Annotated in this window: 23 protein-coding genes; 10 read left to right on the forward strand and 13 right to left on the reverse strand. The window is 67.0% G+C overall.

Going from position 1 to position 23,525, the window contains the following annotated elements; genetic code table 11:
• Positions 1-34 precede the first annotated feature (34 nt).
• The 3 genes from GEU84_RS06785 to GEU84_RS06795 all read left to right on the forward strand — a co-directional run bounded on the left by GEU84_RS06785 (position 35) and on the right by GEU84_RS06795 (position 3,826).
• On the forward strand, positions 35-1,060 hold the full coding sequence (locus GEU84_RS06785) for an extracellular solute-binding protein (RefSeq protein WP_152824689.1): 1,026 nt from the start codon (positions 35-37) through the stop codon (positions 1,058-1,060).
• 64 nt (positions 1,061-1,124) lie between these two features.
• Complete coding sequence (locus GEU84_RS06790; protein ID WP_152824688.1) at positions 1,125-2,537, forward strand: amidase; 1,413 nt, start codon at positions 1,125-1,127, stop codon at positions 2,535-2,537.
• 56 nt (positions 2,538-2,593) lie between these two features.
• Positions 2,594-3,826: a glycosyltransferase N-terminal domain-containing protein gene (locus GEU84_RS06795; protein WP_174539367.1), complete on the forward strand. Its 1,233-nt coding sequence runs from the start codon at positions 2,594-2,596 to the stop codon at positions 3,824-3,826.
• Here GEU84_RS06795 and thpR read toward each other — a convergent pair.
• From thpR to GEU84_RS06810, 3 genes are all read right to left on the reverse strand, one after another.
• Positions 3,823-4,398 carry an RNA 2',3'-cyclic phosphodiesterase gene (gene thpR, locus GEU84_RS06800; RefSeq protein WP_152824687.1) on the reverse strand — a complete coding sequence of 192 codons (576 nt, stop codon included), beginning with the start codon at positions 4,396-4,398 and terminating at the stop codon, positions 3,823-3,825. The genes GEU84_RS06795 and thpR overlap by 4 nt on opposite strands.
• 95 nt (positions 4,399-4,493) lie before the next feature.
• Positions 4,494-5,660 (reverse strand): arginase family protein, encoded by a 1,167-nt coding sequence (locus GEU84_RS06805; protein ID WP_338144767.1) that lies wholly within the window; start codon positions 5,658-5,660, stop codon positions 4,494-4,496.
• Between the two features lie 10 nt (positions 5,661-5,670).
• Positions 5,671-6,228 (reverse strand): glutathione peroxidase, encoded by a 558-nt coding sequence (locus GEU84_RS06810; RefSeq protein WP_152824686.1) that lies wholly within the window; start codon positions 6,226-6,228, stop codon positions 5,671-5,673.
• Positions 6,229-6,447: 219 nt separating this feature from the next.
• Here GEU84_RS06810 and GEU84_RS06815 point away from each other — a divergent pair, with 219 nt between their 5' ends.
• From GEU84_RS06815 to GEU84_RS06825, 3 genes are read left to right on the forward strand one after another with little or no spacing between them, the layout of a single operon-like run.
• Positions 6,448-6,942: an NUDIX hydrolase gene (locus GEU84_RS06815; RefSeq protein WP_338144768.1), complete on the forward strand. Its 495-nt coding sequence runs from the start codon at positions 6,448-6,450 to the stop codon at positions 6,940-6,942.
• A 60-nt stretch (positions 6,943-7,002) separates the two neighbouring features.
• A complete protein-coding gene (locus GEU84_RS06820) occupies positions 7,003-7,425 on the forward strand; it encodes a DUF1178 family protein (protein WP_152824685.1) in 423 nt (140 codons plus the stop codon).
• 2 nt (positions 7,426-7,427) lie between these two features.
• Positions 7,428-8,084 (forward strand): SDR family NAD(P)-dependent oxidoreductase, encoded by a 657-nt coding sequence (locus GEU84_RS06825; protein WP_152824684.1) that lies wholly within the window; start codon positions 7,428-7,430, stop codon positions 8,082-8,084.
• A 92-nt stretch (positions 8,085-8,176) separates the two neighbouring features.
• Here GEU84_RS06825 and GEU84_RS06830 read toward each other — a convergent pair whose 3' ends face one another.
• Positions 8,177-8,965: an FG-GAP repeat domain-containing protein gene (locus GEU84_RS06830; RefSeq protein WP_241427603.1), complete on the reverse strand. Its 789-nt coding sequence runs from the start codon at positions 8,963-8,965 to the stop codon at positions 8,177-8,179.
• Positions 8,965-9,288: a 2Fe-2S iron-sulfur cluster-binding protein gene (locus GEU84_RS06835; protein ID WP_152824683.1), complete on the reverse strand. Its 324-nt coding sequence runs from the start codon at positions 9,286-9,288 to the stop codon at positions 8,965-8,967. Before GEU84_RS06835 ends, GEU84_RS06830 begins: the two co-directional genes overlap by 1 nt.
• A gap of 170 nt (positions 9,289-9,458) precedes the next feature.
• Here GEU84_RS06835 and GEU84_RS06840 point away from each other — a divergent pair, with 170 nt between their 5' ends.
• A complete protein-coding gene (locus tag GEU84_RS06840) occupies positions 9,459-9,995 on the forward strand; it encodes a peptidoglycan-binding domain-containing protein (protein WP_152824682.1) in 537 nt (178 codons plus the stop codon).
• 184 nt (positions 9,996-10,179) lie between these two features.
• Here the strand turns inward: GEU84_RS06840 and GEU84_RS06845 are convergent, their stop codons facing one another.
• The 5 genes from GEU84_RS06845 to rpiA form a co-directional block, all read right to left on the reverse strand.
• Positions 10,180-11,664: a Do family serine endopeptidase gene (locus GEU84_RS06845; RefSeq protein WP_174539368.1), complete on the reverse strand. Its 1,485-nt coding sequence runs from the start codon at positions 11,662-11,664 to the stop codon at positions 10,180-10,182.
• Positions 11,665-11,964: 300 nt separating this feature from the next.
• Positions 11,965-12,873 carry a protease modulator HflC gene (gene hflC / locus GEU84_RS06850; protein ID WP_152824680.1) on the reverse strand — a complete coding sequence of 303 codons (909 nt, stop codon included), beginning with the start codon at positions 12,871-12,873 and terminating at the stop codon, positions 11,965-11,967.
• Position 12,874: 1 nt separating this feature from the next.
• Positions 12,875-14,089 carry an FtsH protease activity modulator HflK gene (gene hflK, locus GEU84_RS06855; protein WP_152824679.1) on the reverse strand — a complete coding sequence of 405 codons (1,215 nt, stop codon included), beginning with the start codon at positions 14,087-14,089 and terminating at the stop codon, positions 12,875-12,877.
• Between the two features lie 56 nt (positions 14,090-14,145).
• Positions 14,146-15,504 (reverse strand): glutathione-disulfide reductase, encoded by a 1,359-nt coding sequence (gorA, locus tag GEU84_RS06860; protein ID WP_152824678.1) that lies wholly within the window; start codon positions 15,502-15,504, stop codon positions 14,146-14,148.
• A gap of 104 nt (positions 15,505-15,608) precedes the next feature.
• Entirely contained in the window at positions 15,609-16,397 is a 789-nt protein-coding gene (gene rpiA / locus GEU84_RS06865) for a ribose-5-phosphate isomerase RpiA (protein WP_152824677.1), read from the reverse strand.
• Between the two features lie 207 nt (positions 16,398-16,604).
• On the opposite strand from rpiA, the gene GEU84_RS06870 reads away from it, so the two are divergent.
• A complete protein-coding gene (locus GEU84_RS06870; RefSeq protein ID WP_152824676.1) occupies positions 16,605-17,009 on the forward strand; it encodes a hypothetical protein in 405 nt (134 codons plus the stop codon).
• Positions 17,010-17,283: 274 nt separating this feature from the next.
• Positions 17,284-18,216, forward strand: a complete 933-nt coding sequence (locus GEU84_RS06875) for a DMT family transporter (RefSeq protein WP_241427604.1) — start codon at positions 17,284-17,286, stop codon at positions 18,214-18,216.
• On the opposite strand, the gene GEU84_RS06880 is transcribed toward GEU84_RS06875, so the two are convergent.
• On the reverse strand, positions 18,143-18,859 hold the full coding sequence (locus tag GEU84_RS06880) for a thiamine diphosphokinase (RefSeq protein ID WP_152824675.1): 717 nt from the start codon (positions 18,857-18,859) through the stop codon (positions 18,143-18,145). The two genes, GEU84_RS06875 and GEU84_RS06880, sit on opposite strands and share 74 nt — an antisense overlap.
• A 118-nt stretch (positions 18,860-18,977) precedes the next feature.
• On the opposite strand from GEU84_RS06880, the gene GEU84_RS06885 reads away from it, so the two are divergent.
• Positions 18,978-21,815, forward strand: a complete 2,838-nt coding sequence (locus GEU84_RS06885; protein WP_152824674.1) for a hypothetical protein — start codon at positions 18,978-18,980, stop codon at positions 21,813-21,815.
• 17 nt (positions 21,816-21,832) lie between these two features.
• Here GEU84_RS06885 and GEU84_RS06890 read toward each other — a convergent pair whose 3' ends face one another.
• Together GEU84_RS06890 and GEU84_RS06895 are read right to left on the reverse strand one after the other, a co-directional pair.
• Positions 21,833-22,081, reverse strand: a complete 249-nt coding sequence (locus tag GEU84_RS06890; protein ID WP_152824673.1) for a DUF2842 domain-containing protein — start codon at positions 22,079-22,081, stop codon at positions 21,833-21,835.
• Between the two features lie 88 nt (positions 22,082-22,169).
• A complete protein-coding gene (locus GEU84_RS06895) occupies positions 22,170-23,462 on the reverse strand; it encodes an adenylosuccinate synthase (protein WP_152824672.1) in 1,293 nt (430 codons plus the stop codon).
• Between the last annotated feature and the right edge of the window lie 63 nt (positions 23,463-23,525).

Raw genomic sequence — 23,525 nt, forward strand, 5'->3', positions numbered from 1 at the left:
AGGGCCAACCTGCAAAACCAACATGGAGAGTCTGATGAAACGCCTGATCCCCGCCCTTGGCCTGCTGCTGGCCACCACCTCGCTGGCAAGTGCCGAAGGGGTGCTGAACCTTTACAACTGGGGCAACTACACCAGCCCCGAGCTGCTGGAGAAATTCAAGGCCGAAACCGGCATCACCGTGACCGTCACCGATTACGACAGCAACGATACCGCGCTTGCCAAGATCGAGGCCGGGGGCAGCGGGTTTGACCTGGTGGTGCCCTCGGCCAACTACATCAGCATCTTCCGCGACAAGGGGCTGATCGTGGAATTCGACATGGCGAAACTGCCCAACCACGCCAACATCGCCCCGGAATGGATGAATGTGCAATGGGACGAAGGGCGCAAGGTATCCATCCCGTGGCAATGGGGGTCAACCGGCGTGGTGGTGGATACCGCGATCTATGGCGGCGACATCAACACCTCCGCCGTCTGGCTGGAGGTGCCGGACGAGTTGAAAGGCAAGATCAACGTCGTGCCGGAAATGATGGATATCGTGAACCTGGCCGTCATGTATGTGGGCGGCGAGCCGTGTTCCGAGGATCTTGAGGTGCTGAAACAGGCCCGCGACGCGCTGATTGCCGCGAAACCCGACTGGATCAGCATGGATTACGGCGCGACCGAAAAGGTGGCGAATGGCGACTGGGCGGCCTCGGTCAACTGGTCGGGGTCGTCGATGCGCGTGCGTCTGGCCAAACCGACAGCCGCCTATGGCTATCCGCGCGAGGGCTATATCCTGTGGATGGATTCGGTCGCCCTGCTGAAAGACGCGACGAATGTGGACGAGGCGTATACGTTCCTCAACTTCATCATGGAGCCTGAGAATGCGGCCATGATTTCCGCCTTTGCGCGCTATTCCAACGGCATCGCCGGTTCGGCGGAATTCATGCCCGAAGACATGAAAACCGCGCCCGAGGTGATCATCCCGGCCGAACATGTGGCGGCGGGCACGTTCCTGCCCACCTGCTCCGCCAAATCGCAGGAATACATGACCGCGATCTGGACCGAACTGCAAAAGTAATCGCGGCAGCAACACACCTTGGCGGGGCCACACCGGCCCCGCCTTTTGCATCCGGGAAAACGCCATGACCGACCTTACAGCGCTGTCCGCCTCCGACCTGTCGCGGCTGGTGGCCGCACGGCAGACGGCCCCGTCCGAGATCATGGCAGCATTTCTTGCGCGCAACGCGGCGGTGAACCCCGGTCTCAACGCGATTGTTGCACAGCGCAACCCGGCTGACCTGATGGCAGAGGCGCGGGCGGCGGATGATGCGCCCCCGCAGGGCTGGCTGCATGGCCTGCCGCTGGCGGTGAAGGATCTGGTGGCAGTCAAGGGCATTCGCAGCACCTGGGGCTCGCCGGTCTTTGCCGATCATGTGCCGGATGCCGATGACATGTTGGCGCGTCGGCTGCGCGGCGCGGGGGCGATACTGGCCGCCAAGACCAACACGCCGGAATTCGGCCTTGGTTCGCACAGTTTCAACCCGGTGCATGGCGTGACGGGCAACCCCTATGACAGCACCCGCACGGCGGGCGGGTCATCGGGCGGGGCGGCGGCGGCTCTGGCAGCGCGGCTGGTGCCGGTGGCCGACGGGTCCGACATGATGGGCAGCCTGCGCAACCCGGCGGCGTTCTGCAATGTCTACGGGTTCCGCCCGTCCTATGGCCTTGTGCCTTCCGACCCGGTTGGCGACACGTTCCTGCACCAGTTGGCCACCGACGGCCCGATGGCCCGCAATGTCGAGGATATGGCCCGCCTGCTGGAAACCCTGTCGCAGCCCGATGCCGCCGACCCGCATTCGCGGCCCACCGAACCCTTTGCCGAAGGGCTGGACCGCGATGTGAAAGGCATGGCGATTGGCTGGCTGGGTGATTGGGGCGGGGCCTATGCGATGGAGCCCGGGATACTGGACACCTGCGGCAATGCGCTGAAAACGTTAGCCGATCTGGGTTGCCATGTCGAGGATGTGCCACCCCCCTTCCCCGCCGCAAAACTATGGGAGGCCTGGATCACCCTGCGCAGCTGGGCCGTGGCCGCGCGGCTTGGCCCGCTTTACGCCCATGCACCGCACCGCGCCCTGCTGAAGCCCGAGGCGATCTGGGAAATCGAGCGCGGCAATGCGTTCAGCGCCATGCAGGTGCATCGCGCCTCGGTCGTCCGGTCCGAATGGTTCACCGCTCTTGCCAGCCTCTTCACCCGGTTTGATGCGCTGGTGCTGCCTGCCGCGCAGGTCTGGCCGTTTCCGAAGGATTGGCGTTACCCTGAAACCATCGGCACCACGGGCATGGATACCTATCACCGCTGGATGGAGGTGGTGATTCCCGTCAGCCTTGTGGGCCTGCCCGCCTTGGCCGCGCCAGCGGGGTTTGGCACGAACGGTCTGCCGATGGGTGTGCAGATCTTCGGCCCGCGTGGGGCCGACCGGGCGCTGCTGCAACTGGGGCAGGCCTATCACCGCGCAACCGATTGGCCGGGGCGTCGCCCGCCGTTGCTGTAACGCTTGCCCCGCCGCCTGACGCCGCCTAATCCTGCGGCAAGGCAAGGGGGTGCTGCGTGACTGTCTACCGGATCGTGATGGCGCTGGCCCTGCCCCTGCTGCTGGCGGGGTGGCTGGTGCGGTATCTGCGCGGCCGCGCGGTGCCGGGGGAACTGGCCGAACGGCTGGGCCGTGGCGGCAACGGACCGGTGCTGTGGCTGCACGGTGCCAGCCATGGCGAGATCACCTCGGCCCGCTGGCTCGTGGGTGCGGTGATGGCGGCGCATCCGGGGCTGGCGGTGCTGATCACCTGCAACAACCCCACGGCCCGGGCCATGGTGCAGGGCTGGGGGCTGCCGGGCGTGCAGGCGGCGCTGGCCCCTTGGGACACGCGCGGCGCGGTGGCGCGGTTTCTGCGCCACTGGCAGCCCCGCGCAATGATCGTCATCGAGAATGAACTCTGGCCGGAACGGCTGGCCGCCTGCGCCGCAGCGGGCGTGCCGGTGATCGCCATCGGGGCGCGGATGTCGGCGGGGTCGGCGCGCAACTGGGCGCGGCTGGCCCCGGGGCTGATGCGGCGCATGCTGGGCAGCCTTACCTTTGCCACCGCGCAGGATGCGGCGTCCGAGACGCGGCTGGTGGCGCTTGGCCTGCCGCCCGAAAGGCTGGGGCCACGACTGATGCTGAAGGCGCAGGCGGGCCATGCCCAGCCGGTCACGGCCACGGCCCCCGTGGCACGGCACCGTTGCCTGCTGGCCGCCTCGACCCATGAGGGCGAGGAAGAGGCCGTGCTGCACGCCTTCCGGCAGGCGCGCGATGCCGGGGCGTTTGATCTGCTGATCCTGGCCCCCCGCCACCCGGCCCGCGCGCCCGCCATTGCGGCGCTGGTGGCGGCAAGCGGCCTGCCCATGGCGCAGCGATCACTTGGCCAGATGCCGCAGGCCGGAACGGCGGTCTATCTGGCCGATACATTCGGCGAAATGCCGCTGTGGTATGCCATGGCGGGCGTGACCTTCATCGGCGGCACATTTGCCGACAAGGGCGGCCATACGCCGTTCGAGCCTGCCGCGCAGGGGTCGGCGCTGCTGCACGGCCCGTCGGTGTTCAACTTTGCCGAGGTGTTCGTGGCACTGGACGCAGCGGGCGGCGCGCTGGCGGTGGCCGATGCCGCCAGCCTTGGTGCGGCTTTGTGCACGCTGGATGCGGAAGCGCAGGCGCGCATGGCCAAGTCCGCCCGCAGCGCCCTGCCCGCGATGGGTGATACCGCACCCCTGCTGGCCGCCATCGACCGGGCTTTGGCGCGGGATTAATTCTGCCAGTCCGCACCAGCCGCAGGCCCACCGGCAAAGGCATATTCCGCCAGCGCATCATACTGCGACCCCTGCGGCCCGGGGACCGAGCGGTAAAGCACCATCGACCGAACCGTGAACGGCCCGGCACGAAACCCCGCCCCGGCCACCACCGCGCGTTCCAGCCGCAGCGCCTCGTCGGGCAGCGGCGGGGCAAAGCGGCCCAGCGTGACATGCGGCACGAAACGGCGGCTTTCCGGGCTGGCCCCCGCCACATGCGCCACCCGTTCCACCTTGGCCTGCAACCGCGCCAGCGGGTCGGACGGCGCCACTGCGGCATAGGCCGCGCGCGGGCGCGCACCGCCGAACAGGCCCAGCCCCCGCATCTCCAGATCGAAGGCGGGCATGCGCAGCGCCTCGAACCCCTCATGCGCGGCTTCCAGCACCCGGTCCGGCTGTTCGCCCAGAAACACCAGCGTCAGGTGAAAGCCCGCAGGCTCCACCCGGCGCGGCATCGGCAGCAGGAACTGCTGCACCACAAGGGCCGAGCGGATATTGTCAGGCAAGGGGATGGCAAGAAAGGTGCGGAGCATCGGGTGTCCATGGGCCAGGTGGCGGGCGGTGGGGCGCGGGGCCATGTTTCCCTATGGCACGCCGGGCCGCAAGGCCACCCGGAAAGCCCTGTGCCTCAGCCCGGATCGGGCCGGGCGGCCAGCACCGCCAGACGCTCGCGGATCTCTGCACCCAAGGGGCCGTTGCGGGGCGCGTCGCGCAGCGTGGTCAGCATCGCCTCGGGTGCGGGCGCACGGCCACCACCGCCCCAGTGCAATGCGCGCAGCACCGCCTCGGCCCCCGGCGGCAGGCGGTCGGGCACCGCATGGCCCGCCAGCGTGGCCCAGACCCCGGCCCAGCACCGGCCCACCGACCACGGATTATACCCCCCGCCGCCCAGCACCAGATAGCGCGGCGCCATGGCGCGCAAGGCCGACACCACCGCCCAATGCGCGTTGTTTGACAGTGACAGGCGGGCCAGCGGGTCTTCCTCCAGCGCGTCGGCCCCGCATTGCAGCACCAGCGCCTCGGGGCGGAAGGCCGCCAGACGCGGCAGGATCAACCCCTCCAGCACCGCCTGCATTTCGGTGTCGTTGAACCCGCGCGGCACCGGCAGGTTGAAACAATTGCCGCCCCCCGTGTCATCCAGGAGGCCGGTAAAGGGCCAGCGCCCTTCCTCATGCACAGAGATCAGCAGGCATTCGGCATCGCCGGCAAAGGCATGCTGCACCCCGTCGCAATGATGCGCGTCGATATCGACATAGGCGATGCGGCCAAGGCCCATGCGGCGCAGCGCCAGCATGCCCAGCACCGGATCGTTCAGGTAACAGAACCCGTTGGCGCGGTCGGGCATGCCGTGATGCGTGCCGCCCCCGGGCACATAGACCACGCCGCCACCCCTCAGCAGCTCTGCCGCCAGCATCACGCCACCCGCGCCCGTGGCCGGGCGGCGGAACATCTGCGGAAACACCGGGTTCGACAGCGTGCCAAGATGGTGGCGCGCGCGCACGGCATCGCTGACTGCGCCCGCCACCTCGGCTGCCTCCAGCGCGGCGACATAGGCCGGGTCATGCCACAACGCCAAAGCAGCAGGCCGGGCGCGCGGGCTGGTGCGAAACTGCGCAGGCGGCAGCCAATCCAGCGCGCGGGCCAGATCCATCACCGTGGACACACGCGGCACCCGCAAAGGGTGGGCGCTGCCATAGGTCGATCCACGATAGATTTCAGACCCTATGAAAAGCGGCTGCGCCAGCCCGGCACCCGCCGCAATGGCACCCGGCAGCGGCGCGGCAGGCAGGTTCACCGCCGCATGCTCACTGCAACAGCGCCTCGATCCGGTCGGTGATGGCGGGGGCCATCGGCGCGGTGCCCGACCCCCAGGTCGCCACAAGCTCGCCCGCGGGCCCCAGCAACACCTTGTTGAAATTCCACGCCGGCACAAAGCCATGCTCGCGCGCCAGCCAGGCATAGAACGGATGCGCCAACGGCCCCGTCACCGGGGTGATGCCGGTCATCGGGATCGTCAGATCAAAATTCACCGCGCAGAATTCCTTGACCTGTTCTTCGTTTGCCAGTTCCTGCCGGAAATCATCCGACGGCACCGCCAGCACGGTCAGCCCCTGCGGCGCATAGCGGTCTGACAGCGCCTGAAGATCGTCATACTGCGGGGTAAAGGCGCACATCGAGGCGGTGTTCACCACCAGCACCGGCTGGCCCTGCAAGGCTGCCAGATCAATCTCGCCGCCGTCGATCGACCCGAAACGAAAGCCGTGCCCTTCGGCAGCCACGCCCGTGCCCGCAGCCAGCGCCGCGGCAACCGCCACAATCAGGCCCAAGGCCCTTGCCTGCGCCGCCGCCAGATATCCTGCCATGCCGGTCTCCTGCGCCCAGACTGCAACAGACCGAGCATAATACGTGCGGGCCCGCTGTCAAAGCCCCGGTTTGTGATCTGCGCGGCACTGGGCACTTCCCCGCCGTTGTGGCATGATGGAACCATTACGCCGCAAAAGAGTTATAACCGTTCGCAAGAGCGCAAGGCTGGGCGGCAAGACCCCGGTATCGACAAAAGACAGCAGTCAGGCAGTCAGACAGTGAAGAACGCATCCATCCCGCCCCCCCTGAACACAGGGGACGATCTGCGCAACCAATATGGCGCGATCTGCTGGCGCATGCTGCGCGGGCGGGTGCAGGTCTTGCTGATCACCAGCCGCGACACCGGGCGCTGGGTGATTCCGAAAGGCTGGCCGATGGAGGGTCTTTCCCCCGCGCAATGCGCCGCGCAAGAGGCGTTCGAAGAGGCGGGCGTGATGGGCCAAGTGTCCGACACCTGTCTGGGGATGTTTGCCTATGACAAAGCGCTGGTGCGCGGCCCGGGGCCAGAGGCCAGTTCGGTGCCCTGCATGGTGGCGGTCTATGCGTTGCAGGTCAGCCGGATGGTTGACCGCTACCCCGAGGCGGGGCAGCGGCGCCGCAAGTGGTTTACCTGCCCGAAAGCGGCAGAACGTGTGGCCGAACCGGAATTGCAGGTGCTTCTGGCGGCCTTCGTGCCACAACCCGATGCGGCCAGTCCTGCCGCTCAGGCTTGATTTCCGCGCCACAGCGGTTAACTGCCTTGTGTTTCCTGATCGCCCAAGGTCTGATGCCGCATGATCCGCTACAGTCTCAAATGCCCGGACGACCATGCGTTTGACAGCTGGTTCCAGTCGGCTGACGCCTGCGACGCGCTGGTGGCGCGGGGCATGGTGGCCTGCCCGGTCTGCGGCAGCACGGCGGTGCAGAAATCGCTGATGGCCCCGGCGGTGCGGCCGGGCCGCGAGGTGGTGGCGCCGCGCGCTTTGTCCGAACCCTCGCCGCAAGAGGCGGCTCTGGCCGAGTTGCGCCGCAAGATCGAGGAAAACTCGGAATATGTCGGCATGAATTTCGCAACCGAGGCGCGGGCGATTCACGATGGCGAGGCCCCCGAACGCGCCATCTTCGGCGAAGCGCGGCCCGAGGATGCACGCAAACTGATCGAAGATGGCGTGCCGGTGGCGCCGCTGCCGTTCCTGCCCGCGCGGCGGACCAACTGAGCATGGCCACCATCCTGATCACCGGCGCGAACCGCGGCATCGGGCGCGCGCTGTTTGACGGCTACCGCGTGGCGGGTGTTGCGGTCATCGGCACCACACGCCAGCAGGTTGACGCGCCGGGCCGCTGGGAAAGGCTGGATGTGACCGATGCCGCCAGCCATGGCCGGCTGGCCGCCGCGCTGGCCGGTCAGCCGCTGGATCTGCTGGTGTGCAATGCGGGCGTCTATCCCGACCGGGGGCAGAGGCTGGAGGATGGCTATGCGCCCGACCTTTGGGCGGCGGGTTTTGCCACCAATGTGACCGGGGTTTTCCTGTCGGTGCAGGCGCTGTTGCCCAACCTGCGCGCCGCACGGGGCAAAGTGGCGATCATCTCATCCCAGATGGGATCGACGACCCGCGCGCCGGGTGGCAGCTATATATACCGCGCGACCAAGGCGGCGGCGCTGAACCTGGGGCGCAATCTGGCCTCGGACCTGCGGGCAGATGGGGTGGCGGTGGGCATCTATCACCCCGGCTGGGTGCAGACCGGCATGGGCGGCAGCGGGGCCGAGATCACGCCGGATGCGGCGGCACAGGGGTTGATGGCCCGTTTTGCCGCGTTGTCGCTGGCCACATCGGGCTGTTTCGAAACATGGGACGGGCGCGCGCATCCGTATTGAGCGGGGGGCGCGCCCGCCCTGACGGGCCGACTTCGCTGGCATCCGGGGCAAGGGCCAGCGAAGATGCCCGGACAGGGCAGACAAGCAGCCCCTCAGCAGCCCAGATAGCCCGCCAGATCCTGCGGCCCCTGCAACGGCCCAAGCACGCGCTGCTCCGCCTTGCCGCCTGACAGCCGCACGGCCACCGCCTGTTGCCAGCCTGCATCCGCCACGATCACCTCATCGCCCGCGCCGCAGTTGCGTGTGCCGCCTGCGATGTAATTCCAGCCGATCTGGTGGTTTGTCAGCCCCGGCAGCCGAGCAACCTCGCGCAGGGCACCGTCCTGCAACCGCACGAACACCAGTTCGCGGGCCAGATGCGGGCGGTCCACATAGGCGATCTCGGCCTGCCCGTCGCCGTCAAAATCGCCGATCCCGGCCGGGGCCAGCCAGCGCTGCGGCTGGCCGATGAACGGGGTGGCGGCCATCTGCTCCAACCCTTCGCCATAGCCCCAGACCGTCAGCCGCGCGCCACGGTCCACATGGCTTTGCACCACCACCACTTCGGGAAGGCCGTCGCCCGTCACATCCCACAGGCGCGGGGCCACATCCTCGAACACCAGTTCCGGCGGCAGGGCCACGCCGTCGCCCTCGGCCCAGTGGCGGCAGGCGGCGCAGGCCCGGGCCCGCACCTCCAGCGCGCCCCAGACCGGCAGGTTGCCCAGCACGTCATGCCGGTAGCGGCTGGTCGGCTCCTGCAAGCGGGCCTCGATCAGATAGGCCGGGTGATCGCCCGCAGGCTCCGCCCCCTGCCATTCCGCCGTGACCTGGGCGGGCCGCCCAGTTTGCGCCAGCGCCGCCCCGGCCATCAGGGTCAACAGCAGGGCCAGCGCGCGGCGCATCAGATCTGCTTTTCGGGCATATGCACCACCAGCCCGTCCAGCGCATCGCTGACTTTCAGCTGGCAGGTCAGGCGCGAACGGGCGCTGTCGGGCTTCCAGGCGAAATCGAGCATGTCCTCTTCCATCGCGTCCTTCTTGGGCAACTTTGCCACCCAGTCGGGGGCCACATAGACATGGCAGGTGGAACAGGCACAGGCGCCGCCGCAATCGGCCTCGATCCCCGGCACGCCGTTGTCGCGCGCACCCTCCATCACGGTCAGCCCGTTCGGAACATCAATCACATGCTCCTTGCCGCCGAATTCGACATAGGTGATCTTCGCCATTGCTTGCCCTCGTTTGCCAGGCCCCGATGCGGGAATATCCCGCGACATAAGCGAAAATTCCGGCTTTTGCCAGAGGCCTGCACCATGCCGCAGCCGCAGCGGGGCTTTTCAGCACCCGCTTTTTGCGGCTATGCTGGTTGCGGGGACGACCGGACCAGACAACAGGCAGAATGACCAGATATTTCCTTTTCGCCCCGGCCTTGATGCTGGCGGCCTGCCAGTCGGTTTCCGTGCCCGAGGCCCCGACCCGCGCCGATCTGGCCAGCGAACTGGTGCGCCGCGCCCCGGAAGACGGCCCGCCCCCGAAACCCGACGGGGCCTGCTGGGCCAATGACACAGCCCCCGCCGTGATCGAGACGGTGACGGAACAGGTCGAGGTGTCACCCGCCGTCATCGGCCCCGACGGCACAGTGATCACACCCGCGACCTATCGCAGCAGCACGCACCAGCGCATCCTGACCGACCGCGAATCGGTGTGGTTCCGCACACCCTGCCCTGACGAACTGACCGTGGATTTCATCGCCACCGTGCAGCGGGCGCTGAAGGCGCGGGGGTTCTACATGCTGCCGCTGACCGGGCAGATGGATGCCGCCACCGGCGATGCGATCCGCCGGTTCCAGCAGCCGCTGGGCATGGACAGCGCGGTGCTGTCACTGGCGGCGGCCCGGGCGCTGGGTATCGTGGCGGCGGATTTCGGGCGGGACTGACCGGGCTTTTCCCGCCGGGCATCTGCCAAGGCCGCATCCCTCGCCAAGGCCGCATCCCGCGCGCGGACGCCCACGCAATCCGCACGCGCCACAAATCTGCGGGCTGAACCTGTTGCGAACGTGCGGCAAACCAAAAAGGGCGGCAGGTTGCCCCGCCGCCCCTTTGTCACGGGAAAAGCCCCGCCTATTCCTCGATCGACAGCGCCACAAAGCGCGGATCGCCTCCGCGGCGGATCAGCAGCAGCAGCGATTTGCGGCCCGCCTCTTGCGCCTCGTCGATCCGGTCTTGCAGATCCTTGATGCGCACCACCTTCTGCTGCCCGGCCTCGGTGATCACGTCACCTTCGCGCAGTCCCTTGGCATAGGCTTCGGACACCTGGTCCACCGCCGTCACGGCCAGCCCCTCGGTGCCCGCAGGCAGGCCCAGAGCCTCGGCCATTTCGGCCGTCACCGGCTGCACGGTCAGACCCAGCACTTCGGCCTCGGTCGGGGTTTCGGGCACGGCCACGGCGGGCACGGCCTCATCCGCCTCGGCCTCTTCGCGGCGGCCCAGCGTGACCGACAGGGTCTGCGTCTTGCCCTCGCGCATCACCAGCACGCGTACAGCCTCGCCGATGGGGGCATCAGCCACGCGGCGCACCAGCTCGCGCGTGTCAGCCACTTCGGCACCGTCGAATGACAGGATCACGTCACCCGCCACCATGCCCGCATCCTTGGCCGGGCCATCCGGCACATCGGTGATCAGCGCGCCCTTGGCGTCGGCAAGGCCCATCGCCTCGGCCACATCCGGGGTCACGTCCTGGATGCGCACACCCAGCCAGCCGCGCCGCGTTTCGCCGAATTCCTTCAGTTGCGCAACCACCTTGGTCACGACATTCGACGCCATCGAGAACCCGATGCCGATCGACCCGCCGTTGGGTGACAGGATGGCGGTGTTCACCCCGATCACCTGACCATCCATGTTGAACAGCGGCCCGCCCGAGTTGCCCCGGTTGATCGCGGCATCGGTCTGGATGTAATCGTCATAGGTGCCCGACAGCGCCCGGTTGCGCGCCGAAACGATCCCGGCCGAGACAGAGAACCCCTGCCCCAGCGGGTTGCCCATGGCCACCACCCAGTCGCCCACGCGCATCAGGTCGCTGTCGCCGAACGGCACGAAGGGCAGCGGCGCATCGCTGTCCACCTTCAGCAGCGCGATGTCGGTTTTCGGATCGGTGCCGACCAGCGTGGCGTTCAGCCGGTTGCCCGAGAAAAACTCGATCTCGATATCGTCGGCGCCTTCGATGACGTGATTGTTGGTGACGATGAACCCGTCTTCGGAAATCACAAAGCCCGAGCCCAGCGCCTCGGACCGGCGGGGCGCACCGTCATCGCCACGCCCCTGCCGATCCATGAAATCGCGGAAGAAATCCTCGAAGGGCGAGCCTTCGGGAATGATCGGCCCGCGTTCGGTAGAGGCCGCGACAGTGGTGGAAGTGGTGATGTTGACCACCGAGGGGCTGATCTGCTGTGCCAGATCGGCAAAACTTTCCGGTGCGCCGCGCGCATCGGCCCGGACGGCCTGGCCCAGCACCAGCGATGCACCGAGGATCAGCGCAAGGAACAGACGAAACACGTCCCGAGGGATGTCCTCGGCCTTGCGGACAAGGGAAACTGCGTTGGATTGCACCCCGAACTCCTTTTCGAATGGCAAACACGGCAGGGCGAGTGCCGCCGCCTGTGATCATACATGAACAGTTAGGTAGCCTGCGGCGCAATGCAAACCCCGTCGCGCCGTGTCAAATGGATGTGAAGCTGTTTGTCATTCTGTAACGCCCGGATTTGCGACGCAAGTCAGCAAAACGCCCGCCCCTGCAATTGTGCAAGGGCGGGCGGCAGTTTGCCGGCCAACATGCCGGCGCGTCTGGTATCTTTCGCAACCGTGACCACCACCGGGTTCCGGCGGCGGCCATCACACCGGCGCGCCGGGTCAGGGGGTCACGGGCGCCGCTGCGGCGGGCGCAGCACCGATTGCCGCCGTATCCCCGCGCAGATATTCGAAGAACTGGCTGTCGGGCTGCATCACGATCGACGAATTGTCGCCCTGCAACGCCCGCTCATAAGATGTCAGCGAACGGGTGAAGGCAAAGAACTCGGGGTCGCGCCCGAAGGCCTCGGCATAGATGCCGTTGCGCTCGGCATCGGCCTCACCGCGGATCACCTCGGCCTCGCGCCGCGCTTCCGAGGTCAGCTCTACCACCGTCCGGTCAGCCGATGCCCGCACCCGCGATGCGGCCTCGTTACCGCGCGCGATCTCGTCCGTCGCCTCGCGTTCACGTTCAGCCCGCATCCGGGCGTAGGTGGCCGAAAGGTTCTGGTCGGGCAGGTCGGTGCGCGTCAGCCGCACGTCGATCACATCAACCCCCAGCGCCATCGCCTCGCGCCGGGCAATGTCGCGGATCTGGTTCATCAGCCCGGTGCGGTCTTCTGACAGAACGCGGCTGGACGGCACCGAACCCAGAACCTCGGGGATGGCGGCATTCAGGATGTTGTCCAGCCGGATCTGGGCGGTTGTCTCGCCCCCTGCGCCCACGGATTCGCGGAACTCCACCAGATCGACGATCCGCCAGCGCGCGAACGCATCGACCACCAGGCGGCGGTCATCCAGCAGCGTCACTTCCAGCGGCTGCGTGGGCAGGCCCAGGATGCGGCCGTCGTAGCGCACAACCTCTTGGATAAGCGGGATCTTGAAGCCAAGGCCCGGATCTTCCTTCACGGCGCGGACCTGGCCGAATTGCAGCACCAGCGCCTTTTCACGCTCGTCCACGATGAACACCGATGACATGGCCACCACGGCAACCACGGCCAAAGCCGGAAGGATGTATGCAGCGCGGGCCATCTCAGTTGCCTCCGGTCTGGGTCGAAGCGGCGGCAGCCGCGGGTCGGTTGTTCAGCTCGTTCAGCGGCAGGAAGGGCACCACGCCCTGCCCGTTTGCGCCGCCATCCACGCCGTCAAGGATGACCTTGTTCATGCCACCCAGCACTTTTTCCATCGTTTCCAAATACATCCGGCGGCGAGTCACCTCGGGGGCCTTCACATATTCCTCGTAGACGGCCAGGAACCGGCTGGCTTCACCGGATGCGTTGTTGACCACCTGCGCGCGGTAAGCCTCGGCTTCTTCGGCCAGACGGGCGGCCTCGCCGCGCGCGCCTGCGGTCACGCGGTTGGCATAGGCATCGGCCTCTTTTTCCAGCCGGTCACGTTCCTGCTGCGCGGCCTGCACCGCGCGGAAGCTGTCGATCACCTCGCTGGGCGGGGCGGCGGTTTCAAGGTTCACCCGGATCACCGTGATCCCGGCCTCATAGGTGTCCAGCGTGCCCTGCACAGCGGTGCGCAGATCGGATGCGATGATGCCCCGGTCGCGGTTCAGGATGGGCGACAGTTCGGACCGTGCGATGATGTCGCGCATCGCGGATTCCGCAACCGCGCGGATCGTGTCGGCGGGGTCGGCCAGATTGAACAGGTAATTCGCCGGATCGTTGATGTTCCAGACCACCTGAAAGCCGATGTCCACGATGTTCTGGTCGCGGGTCAGCATCAGGCCGGATTCCTGCGCATTGTTGCGCCCGGTGCCCAGATCGGTCTGGCGTTCGCCCGTCACCGACACGACCTCGGCCGTCACCAGCGGCCAGGGCGCAAAGTTCAGCCCCGGATTGCCGATGGCGCTGAATTCGCCCAGAAACAGTTCCACCGAACGTTCTTCAGGCCGCACCGTGTAGAACGACTGGAAAGCCCAGAGCCCCGCGATCACCAAAGCGCCCAGCGCAAAGCCCTGCCGGGTAAAGATCGGCCCCATCGGGTTGCCGCCACGGCCACCGTTGCCGCCGCCACCCGGGCCGCCGGGCCGGCCACGCCCGCCCATCAGCACGCGCAGGCGTTCCTGCCCCTGTTTCACGATATCTTCGATCTCGGGGATCTGGGGGCCGCTGCCCTCGGGCTTGCGCCCGCCGGTGCCCCTGTTGTCGCCCCGGCCGTCACCGCGCCCATCGCCGCGTCCGTCGCGGTTGTCACCGCCACCCGATCCGCCGCCGCCCCAAGGCCCTCCGTTCGCCATACGCCATCTTCCCTTTTGTTTTCTTGTTCTCTTAACTGGTCATCGGCGCGCGAAAATCAAGCGGTCCTGACCGGCTTGCGCAGCGTGACCAGTTCTTCGGCCATGGTCGGATGCACCGCCACCGTCCGGTCAAAATCCTCTTTCGTGGCACCCATCTTGATGGCGATGGCCGCAAGCTGGATCATTTCGCCGGCATGGGGTGCGACGATATGGCAGCCCAGAACGCGCCGCGTTTTCTGGCTGACGATCAGTTTCATGAGCACCCGGTCGGGAAAGCCCGCAAAGGCCGTCTGCATCGGGCGGAAGGCCGTGGCATAAACCTCGATCGGTTCAAGGTCACGCGCCGCCTCTTCCGACAGCCCGACCGAGCCCAGTTCGGGCTGGGTGAACACCGCGCTGGCCACCAGTTCGTGATCGGCCTTGGTGGGCACGCCCCGGAACACCGTATCGGCAAAAGCATGCCCCTCGCGGATCGCCACGGGGGTCAGGTTGATGCGGTCGGTCACATCGCCCACCGCAAAGATGGATGGCACTGCGGTCTGGCTGTAATCATCCACGATGATCTGGCCGTTGCGGCCCAGTTCGACGCCCAGCGCCTCCAGCCCCAGCCCGGCGGAATTGGGCTTGCGGCCCGTGGCATACATCACCGCGTCAAATTCAAGATCGGCCCCGTCGGTGGATACGGCGCGGATGCCGGTGGCGGTCTTTTCCAGCCGCAGCACGTCATTGCCGCATTTCAGCCCCACGCCATTGGCCTGCATCGTGCTGGCCACCAGCCCCCGCGCCTCGTCATCAAACCCGCGCAGGATCTGCGCGCCACGGTAATACTGCGCCACCTCGACCCCCAGCCCGTTGATGATACAGGCAAATTCCGACGCAATGTATCCGCCGCCCACCACCAGCATCCGCTTGGGCAGTTCGGGCAGATCAAAGATGTCGTTCGAGGTGATGGCCAGTTCACCACCCGGCAGATCGGGCACGAAGGGCCGCCCGCCGGTCGCGATCAGGATATGTTTCGCGGTAAACACCTCACCCGAGGCCAGCCGCACCCTATGCGCATCCTCCAGCACCGCGCGGCTGTCGTGGATCGTGACACCGGCATTTTTCAGCGTGATGCGGTAGGCCGCTTCCAGCCGCCCAAGTTCGCTGTGCAAATGCGCCTGAAACCGGGGCCAGTCGAACCCGTCGATCACCGCGTTCCAGCCATAGGCCTGCGACTCGGCAGCCATGGCACCATAGCCTGAGGCGAAGACCATCAGCTTTTTCGGCACACAGCCCCGGATCACGCAGGTGCCGCCCATGCGCGATTCTTCGGCCAGACCCACCCTGGCCCCGCCCTCGGCCGAGGCGATCCGCGCCGCGCGCACCCCGCCCGAGCCGCCGCCGATGACGAACAGGTCATAGTCGAATGTCATGTTGTGCCTCCGGCTTGCTGGCCTTGGTATTTCACAAGGCCTGCACGATGGCCAGACCCGCGTGGGCCCGCAGACCCATCATCAGGCGCAACGCCGGAATGCGCTCAATCGCCCAGATCGGCAAAGATGTTGTCGTTAGGCGTCAGATCCACCCGGCCCTCTGTTTCCGAGCCGCTGTTGATGTCGCGCACCGTCACCCGCCCGTCGCCCTGCCCGATCACCACGATGTCGCAGATGTCGATGAACAGCCCGTTTTCCACCACGCCGGGGATCTGGTTCAGCACCAGCGCCAGTTGCCGGGGGTTGCCGATGCGTTTCAAGTGCAGGTCGATGATGTAATTCGACTCGTCCGTCACCAGCGGGCGGTCGCCGGTCATGCGCAACGTGCATTCGCGGTTCAGCACATCGAGGCTGACCAGCGTTTCCTCGACCAGCGCCATGGTGGTGCGCCAGCCAAAGGGGATCACCTCGATGGGCAGGGGAAAGGCCCCCAGATGCGCCACCTCTTTCGCGGCATCGGCGATCACGATCATCTGGTCGGATGCCGTGGCCACGATCTTTTCCTGCAACAGCGCGGCCCCGCCGCCCTTGATCAGGTTCAGTTGCGTGTCGATCTCGTCGGCGCCGTCAATCGTCAGATCCAGCCACTTCGCCTCGTCCAGCGTCTGTATCGGCACGCCCACCTGCCGGGCCAGTTCCGCCGTGCGGCGAGAGGTGGGAACGCCCGTAACACGCAGCCCCTCTTCGCGGATCCGCTCACCCAGACAGCGCACCATCCATGCGGCGGTTGACCCGGTGCCAAGGCCCAGCTTCATGCCATCGCTGACAAAATCAACCGCGCGCCGGGCGGCCACGAATTTCGCCTTGTCGATGGGGGAAAGCTCTGCCGCCATGCTCGTCTCCTGTCCGATTGTTCAACGTTATAGGCAATGCTGCAACGCGGGGCGAGGGGCAATCGTTCCAGCCCGCGCAGCACGGCATACGGGAATCACCACAACTTATGCGTGTCAAGTCCGGTTGCACCGACTTGGCCACAGACAGCGCAGGGTGCAGGATGGGCGTGTTCATTGGAACACATTTTTTTCTCAAGGATTTTCAACATGGCAACCATCAGCAATGTGCGCCTGTCGATTGACGGCGCCGGAAAACGCAGTTCCCGCGTCACCGTGACCTATGTGGTCTGTTTCAGTTCCTGCGAGGCTATGGCGGGATCAACCTTCCGCGAAACGATCACCCTGCGCGGCGATGACCCGATCTGGGATGACCATCTGATCACCCTGCGGTCGGGCTGCGTGCGCGCCACGCAAGGCTGCGTGGAGCGGTCGGTGACTGCCACCGTGTCGAATGACGTGCTGGACGAAGACCCCGACACGATCATTTTCGGCTGGGTGATCGGCAACAAGGACGAGGTCTATGCACGGGTGGAATTCACCCCGTTCACGCCCACCGGCGGCAGCGGGCATTCCAACATCGTGTCGGCGCATTTCGGCCCCGCCGGGCATTGACGCGTTCCGGCGCGGCGTTCCCCCGATGCCGCGCCGGTTCGGCCATGGGCCTGCCTGTGGCCGCGCCGCCTGCGCCTTGCGGGCGGCCCCCGCCGGAATGCGGTGTTCCGGCGGGGCGCGACCTGCGGATGGTGCGGCGCTCCCCCGCCCATCCCGCGCCACGGGGTGCATGCCCCGTGGCAAGGTCGGCCAAAGCCTGCGCAATGTGTCTGGCCGCGACGCAAAGGTCGCCTTTGGGCGGGAAGCGCCCTGCCCGGCAGGCTAACCCTGCCTGATGAAAACCGACAATATCCTGACCGGCGTGGCCTTGATGCTCGCCTTCTGCCTGCTGGCCCCGCTGTTGGACGTATCGGCCAAGCTGGCAACCGCCACGATCCCTGTGGGCCAGATCACCGCCGCGCGCTTTCTGGTGCAGGGCGCGTTGATGCTGCCGGTGGTGCTGGTCATGGGCCTTGGCTGGCAGGTCAGCCCGCGCGTGCTGGGGCTGATCGTGTTGCGGGCGGTGTTCCTCATCGCCTCGACCTACAGTTTCGTTGCCGCCGTGGTGGTGATGCCCATCGCCGACGCGCTGGCCATCGCCTTTGTCGAGCCTTTCGTGCTGCTGATCCTGGGCTATCTGATCTTTGGCGATCAGGTCGGCCCGCGCCGCATAGTCGCCAGCCTGGTCGGCTTTGGCGGTGCGCTGCTGGTGATCCAGCCTTCCCTGGCTGCCTTTGGTCTGGTGGCGCTTTACCCGCTGGGCACGGCGTTCTTCTTTGCCTTCTACATGCTGGTCACGCGGCAACTGGCCAGCGACCTGCATCCGGTCACGATGCAGTTGCACACCTCGCTGGCGGGCATGGCGATTGTCCTGCCCGTGCTGTGGCTGTTCGACGGATCAGGCATCGGGCCGCTTGACCCGGTGATGCCCCAGGGGCGCGAATGGCTGTGGCTGTTCGGCGTGGGGTTCTGGGCGGCGGTCAGCCACATCTGCATGACCTATGCGCTGAAATTCGCGCCCTCGGCCACCCTCGCCCCACTGCATTACCTGGAGATCGTGGCGGCGGTGGCGCTGGGATACCTCGTGTTCGGCGATTTCCCCAATGCGCTGACATGGGCGGGAATCGCCGTCATCGTGGCATCCGGCCTCTACATCATCCACCGCGAGCGGATGACCCACCGCGCCACGGCTGCGCAGGCCGCCATCCCGGTGCAAGCAGCGCGTTAAGCGCCGCATCCAGCCGCTTGCGCGGCAGCAGCACCAACATGCCCGGCCCGTCGAACCGCAGCCGCACCTCGCGCGCCGCCGCCTCGTTTGACGTGCTGGTCTGCCCCCCGGGTGCCAGGTTCAGCCCGTTGATCGCCCAGCGCAGCCCCTCGCTTTGCCCCGTGACCGGCAGAAACGGAAACAGCGACACGCGCTCGCCCACACCCATGCGCAGCGTCAGTTCGGGCGGGGCGTGAAACACCACATCCTCGGGCCCGATCAGCAGGCAGACACGCTCGCGCCGCTGCACCAGCACGTTCATCACCGCAAGCCCGTGGTCGATGCGCGCGCCCGCCACCCCCAGCGCCAGCACGAAAGGCGCGGCAATGCTACGCAGCGCCTTGTCGAAATCGGTGCTGTCCTGTTCGGCGATCGGGTGCAGCCCGGCCGGCCCCACCGCCGCCCTGGCCGCATCCGACACGGAATCGAAATCGCCGATCACCGCCTCGGGCAGATGCCCCCGCGCAATCGCCCGGTCGGCCCCGCCATCCGCCGCCACCAGACGCGGGGCACGCGCGCGGGCAAAGGCCAGGTCGCGGGCGGAAACCGGCCCACCCGCCACCAGCGTGACCCCTTCGGAAGATTCGACAATCGGGTGATTCATAGGGATACTGTGCTCAATTAAGGCGAAATGCCGGTGCGAGGGTCACAATCAATCCTTCAAATTACCCCCTTCTGTCCACGGAATTGCACAGGAAGGTGGTGAGTTTGGGAGGAATAGTTTGGTAGAAGGCGAGCATCCGATGATCGGGGCGAGTAAAATCCTCACAGTTTCTTACGGCACCTTCTCCTGCACTCTGGAGGGGTTCGACGAGCCATTCAACACGATGAAGGCCATTGCGGAGTATTTCCGCGACCTTGCGGCGGAAGACCGCTATTTCGGGGCCGAGCCGCCCACCCCCGACGCCGCCATGCTGCACAAGATCGCGGAACGCGAGATTCAGCGCCGGGTCGAGGCCAAGATCAACGAGAACGGCGTGATCCTGCGGGCCGAGGAAAGCCCCGCCCCGCGGCGCGAAATCGCGGCCCCGGTGGCCGAAGCCGCAGCTGCCCCCGCCGAACCCCGGGCAGCAACGCCCGAACCGGCCCCGGCTGAACCGCCCGCCCCCGTCGCCCCGGTTATGTCGGAAAGCGTGGCGGCCAAGCTGATGCGCATCCGCGCCGCCGTGGCCCAGGTGCGCGATGTGCCCGAGGCCGAAACCGTATCCGCCCCGGTCGCGGCACCGCTGGCCGGTTTCGGTGCGGCGCTCGCCTCGGCCGACTATGTCGAGGACGAAGCAACTGATCCGGTTGCCGATACCGCAGCCGCCTCCTTTGCCGCTGACCCGGCCCCGGCCGCAGCGGATACCGTCGCCGATCCCGTGCTGGTGGAGCCGGAGCCCGAAGCCACGGTCGCCGCCGCCATCCACACCGCACTGACCGGTCAGGCCGAGAGCGGGCAAGACCTGCACGCCGCCCAGCCACCGGCGCTGGCAGACGACAACGGCGCGCCGGAAGCCCTTGCATCCGACACCGGCGCCTGTCTGGAACCGGCCACCGAAACCGCCGCACAGCAGGCGGCTTCCGTGGCAGAGGCCGTGGGAGGGGCCGTGGCAGAAACAGGCGCCATCGCCGAAGATTGGGCTTTGGTGGTCACAGATGCCAGCGACCTGCCCGCATCCGCCGCGCCCACAGCTTTGGCCGAGGATGATGATGCTGCGATGATTGCCGGTCTGCTGGCCGATGACGCCATTCCGGAAACCGGATTTGCGCCCGCCGCACCGCTGATGACCGAAGCCGACCCTGTGCAGGCTATGGCCGCGCAAGATGACCTGCCGCAGCAAACCGCCGCGGATGCCGTCACCCCGGTCTCACCCGCCGACGACCAGCCCGAGGGCCTGGCCGAAGTTCCCGCCGAGTTCCTGGCCGAAGTTCCGGCCGAACCCCAGGCTGTGGCCGAGCCGGTGCCGGATGCGACGACAGAACCGGTTGCCGAGCCGGTGTTGGAACATGACGCAGAACCGGCTGCCGTGGCAGAGCAGGGCTGGGGCTTCGAAGCTGCACCCGCCCTTGATGCCGAAGCCGCACCGGAAGCTGTGGCTGACACGGCGGATCTGCCGGAAATCTCTGGCTCCTGGGAATTCGAGCCCGCTGACGCGCCGCAGACGCAGGATTTTGCCGCCAGCTTCGACATCCCCGACGAGGATGACCTGCTGGACGATGGCCTGATGACTGCGGCCACGCGCGATGACGACACGCTGCGCGCCACACTCGACGCCCTGCTGATCCCCGAAGCCCTGTTGCCGACCGAAGCACTGTCGCCGACCGAAGCCCCGGCAGCCGCAGAAACGGCAGTTGCGCCCCTTTCGGACCTGCCCGCAGCGGAAACGACGCTTGCCGACACGCAAGAGGATCCGGTTGCAGACATCGCGGCCGAAGCCCCGGCGCAGACCGAAGCCGCACCAGTGACGACGGACAGCGGCACGCCCGACGCCGCGATTGCCGCCGTGATGACAGCCGAGGCTGCGCCCGCCGCTGCCGCGATTTCGGAAAAGGCGCAGCGTGCCCGGGCACGGGTCATCCGCATCCGCCGTGCCGACCCGGCTCTGGAAACCCCGGCCCCGGCACCCGCGGCCCCTTCACCGGCACCCGTGGCCGCAACGCTGTCAGCCGAGGCCGAGGCCGATCTGATGCGCGAACTGGCCGAACTGCAAAGCGAGACACCGGCCGCAACCGCGCCGCGCGCCGATACCGCCCGCCCCGATACCGCCGCGCGCCGGCAGGTGGCGACCGCCACAGGTGCCGAATCGGTCAGCCGGCTGATCGAACAGACCAACAGCGAGATGCACGAACCCGAAAACCGCCGCCGCCTGTCGGCCTTGGCGCATCTGAAGGCCGCTGTGGCCGCCACCGTCGCCGACCGCCTCTCAGGCGGCAGCACCGGCCCGTCCGAGGCGGCGCGCATGACCCCCTACCGCAGCGATCTGGCCCGCGTGGTGCGCCCCTCGCGCCCCGCCGATGGCGAACGCCCCGCGCCCCTGGTGCTGGTGTCGGAACAGCGCATCGACCGCCCGAAACCCCCGCCGGTCAATTATACACCCGCGTTTGACAGATCGGCCTTCCAGACGCCCACCACCCAGGCCATAGCAGCGCAACCCGCCATGGCCACCAGCACTGGGGCCTATGTGCGCCCGCGCCGCGTGACAGCGGCGGGCAATCTGGCCATGGAAACCGCCGTGCTGGAGGATGAAGACGAAGAGGATGATGGCGAGAACCTGTTCGGTGATGCCAAGGACTTTGCCGAATTCGCCGAACGTCTGGGTGCCCATGGCCTGCCCGACATCATGGAGGCGGCTGCCGCCTATACCGCCTGCATCGAGGGCCGCCCGCATTTCTCGCGCCCGCAACTGATGCGCCATGTCGCGGCCCTGGCCCCCGAAGGCGAATACACCCGCGAGGCGGGCCTGCGCAGCTTTGGCACGCTGATGCGCACGGGCCGGATCGAAAAGGTGAAACGCGGCCAGTTCGCGCTGACGGAATCGTCACACTTCCTGCTGGAGGCGCGCAAGCTGGCGCGCTGAACCCTGCCAAAAACCGATCATGCGGAGGGGCCCTGCCCCTCCGTTTTCGTTTGCGCATCGGGGTCGGCCTGCCCCACGCCCTTGAACACCGCGCGGAACGGGATCGCCCAGACAACGCCCAGCGCCACATAGATCACGAGTTCCAGCCAGATCGGCGGGCGGTCGATCAACCCCACCAGGTTGACGGCCACCACGATATAAAGCGGCATGCCCACCAGCAGGATCAGCAGCGAAAGGCGCTTGCGCGCGCGGTAACTCAGGGCCATCGGTACCTCCGGTCTGGCCGCTCCTCCGCCCTGCCGGGCGATGTCGCAGGGCGATGACATCGCCCGGCAGGGCGGAAGAATGGCAGGTTCAATCCGCGAAAGGATCCGTCACCAAGATGGTGTCGTCCCGCTCGGGTGAGGTCGAAAGTAGCGCCACCGGACATTGAATCAATTCCTCGATCCGCCGCACATATTTGATCGCAGCACCCGGCAGTTGCGCCCAGGACCGCGCACCGGCGGTCGATTCCGACCAGCCTTCCATTTCCTCATAGACCGGGGTGCAGCGCGCCTGCGCATCCGCCGCCGTGGGCAGGTAATCCAGCCGCTTGCCGTCCAGCTCATAGCCTACGCAGATTTTAAGCACCGGAAACCCGTCCAGCACATCCAGCTTGGTCAGCGCGATGCCCGACACGCCCGATGTCGCGCAGGTCTGCCGCACCAGCACCGCATCAAACCAGCCGCAGCGCCGCTTGCGGCCCGTGACTGTGCCAAATTCATGCCCCCGCTCGCCCAGACGTTCGCCATCGGCATCCTTCAGTTCCGCCGGGAACGGGCCTTCGCCGACCCGCGTGGTATAGGCCTTCACGATGCCCAGCACGAAATCAATCGCCGTGGGGCCAAGACCGGTGCCCGTCGCCGCCTGCCCGGCAATCACGTTGGACGAGGTGACAAAGGGATAGGTGCCGAAATCAATATCCAGCAACGCGCCCTGCGCCCCTTCGAACAAAATGCGCTTGCCCGACCGGCGCGCGTCCTGCAACACCTTCCAGACCGGCTTGGCATAGGGCAGCACCTGCGGCGCGATCTCGCGCAGCGCCGCCAGCAGGCCGTCACGGTCAATCGGCGCGATGCCCAGCCCCCGGCGCAGCGCGTCGTGATGTGCAAGCAAGCGGTCCACCCGCAGCTCCAGCGTGGCATTGTCGGCCAGATCGGCCACGCGGATGGCGCGGCGGCCCACCTTGTCTTCATAGGCCGGGCCGATGCCGCGCCCGGTGGTGCCGATCTTGGCCACACCCACTGCACCTTCGCGCGCGCGGTCCAGTTCGCCATGCACCGGCAGGATCAGCGGGGCGTTTTCCGCGATCATCAGGTTTTCCGGCGTAATCTCCACCCCTTGCCCGCGCAGCTTGTCGATCTCCAGCACCAGATGCCAGGGGTCCAGCACCACGCCGTTGCCGATCACGCTCAGCTTGCCGCCGCGCACGATTCCGCTTGGCAGCAGCGACAGCTTATAGACCTTGCCGTCGATCACCAGCGTATGCCCGGCGTTGTGACCGCCCTGAAAGCGCGCGATCACATCGGCGCGTTCGGACAGCCAGTCAACGATCTTGCCCTTCCCCTCGTCGCCCCACTGGGCGCCCACGACGACGACATTGGCCATGGCTGATCCTTCACTGAATGAAACCCGCCCTCCTATAAACGCCCCTCCGCCCCGGTGAAACAG

The organism is Fertoeibacter niger, assembly GCF_009380135.2.
Taxonomy (GTDB): domain Bacteria; phylum Pseudomonadota; class Alphaproteobacteria; order Rhodobacterales; family Rhodobacteraceae; genus Fertoeibacter; species Fertoeibacter niger.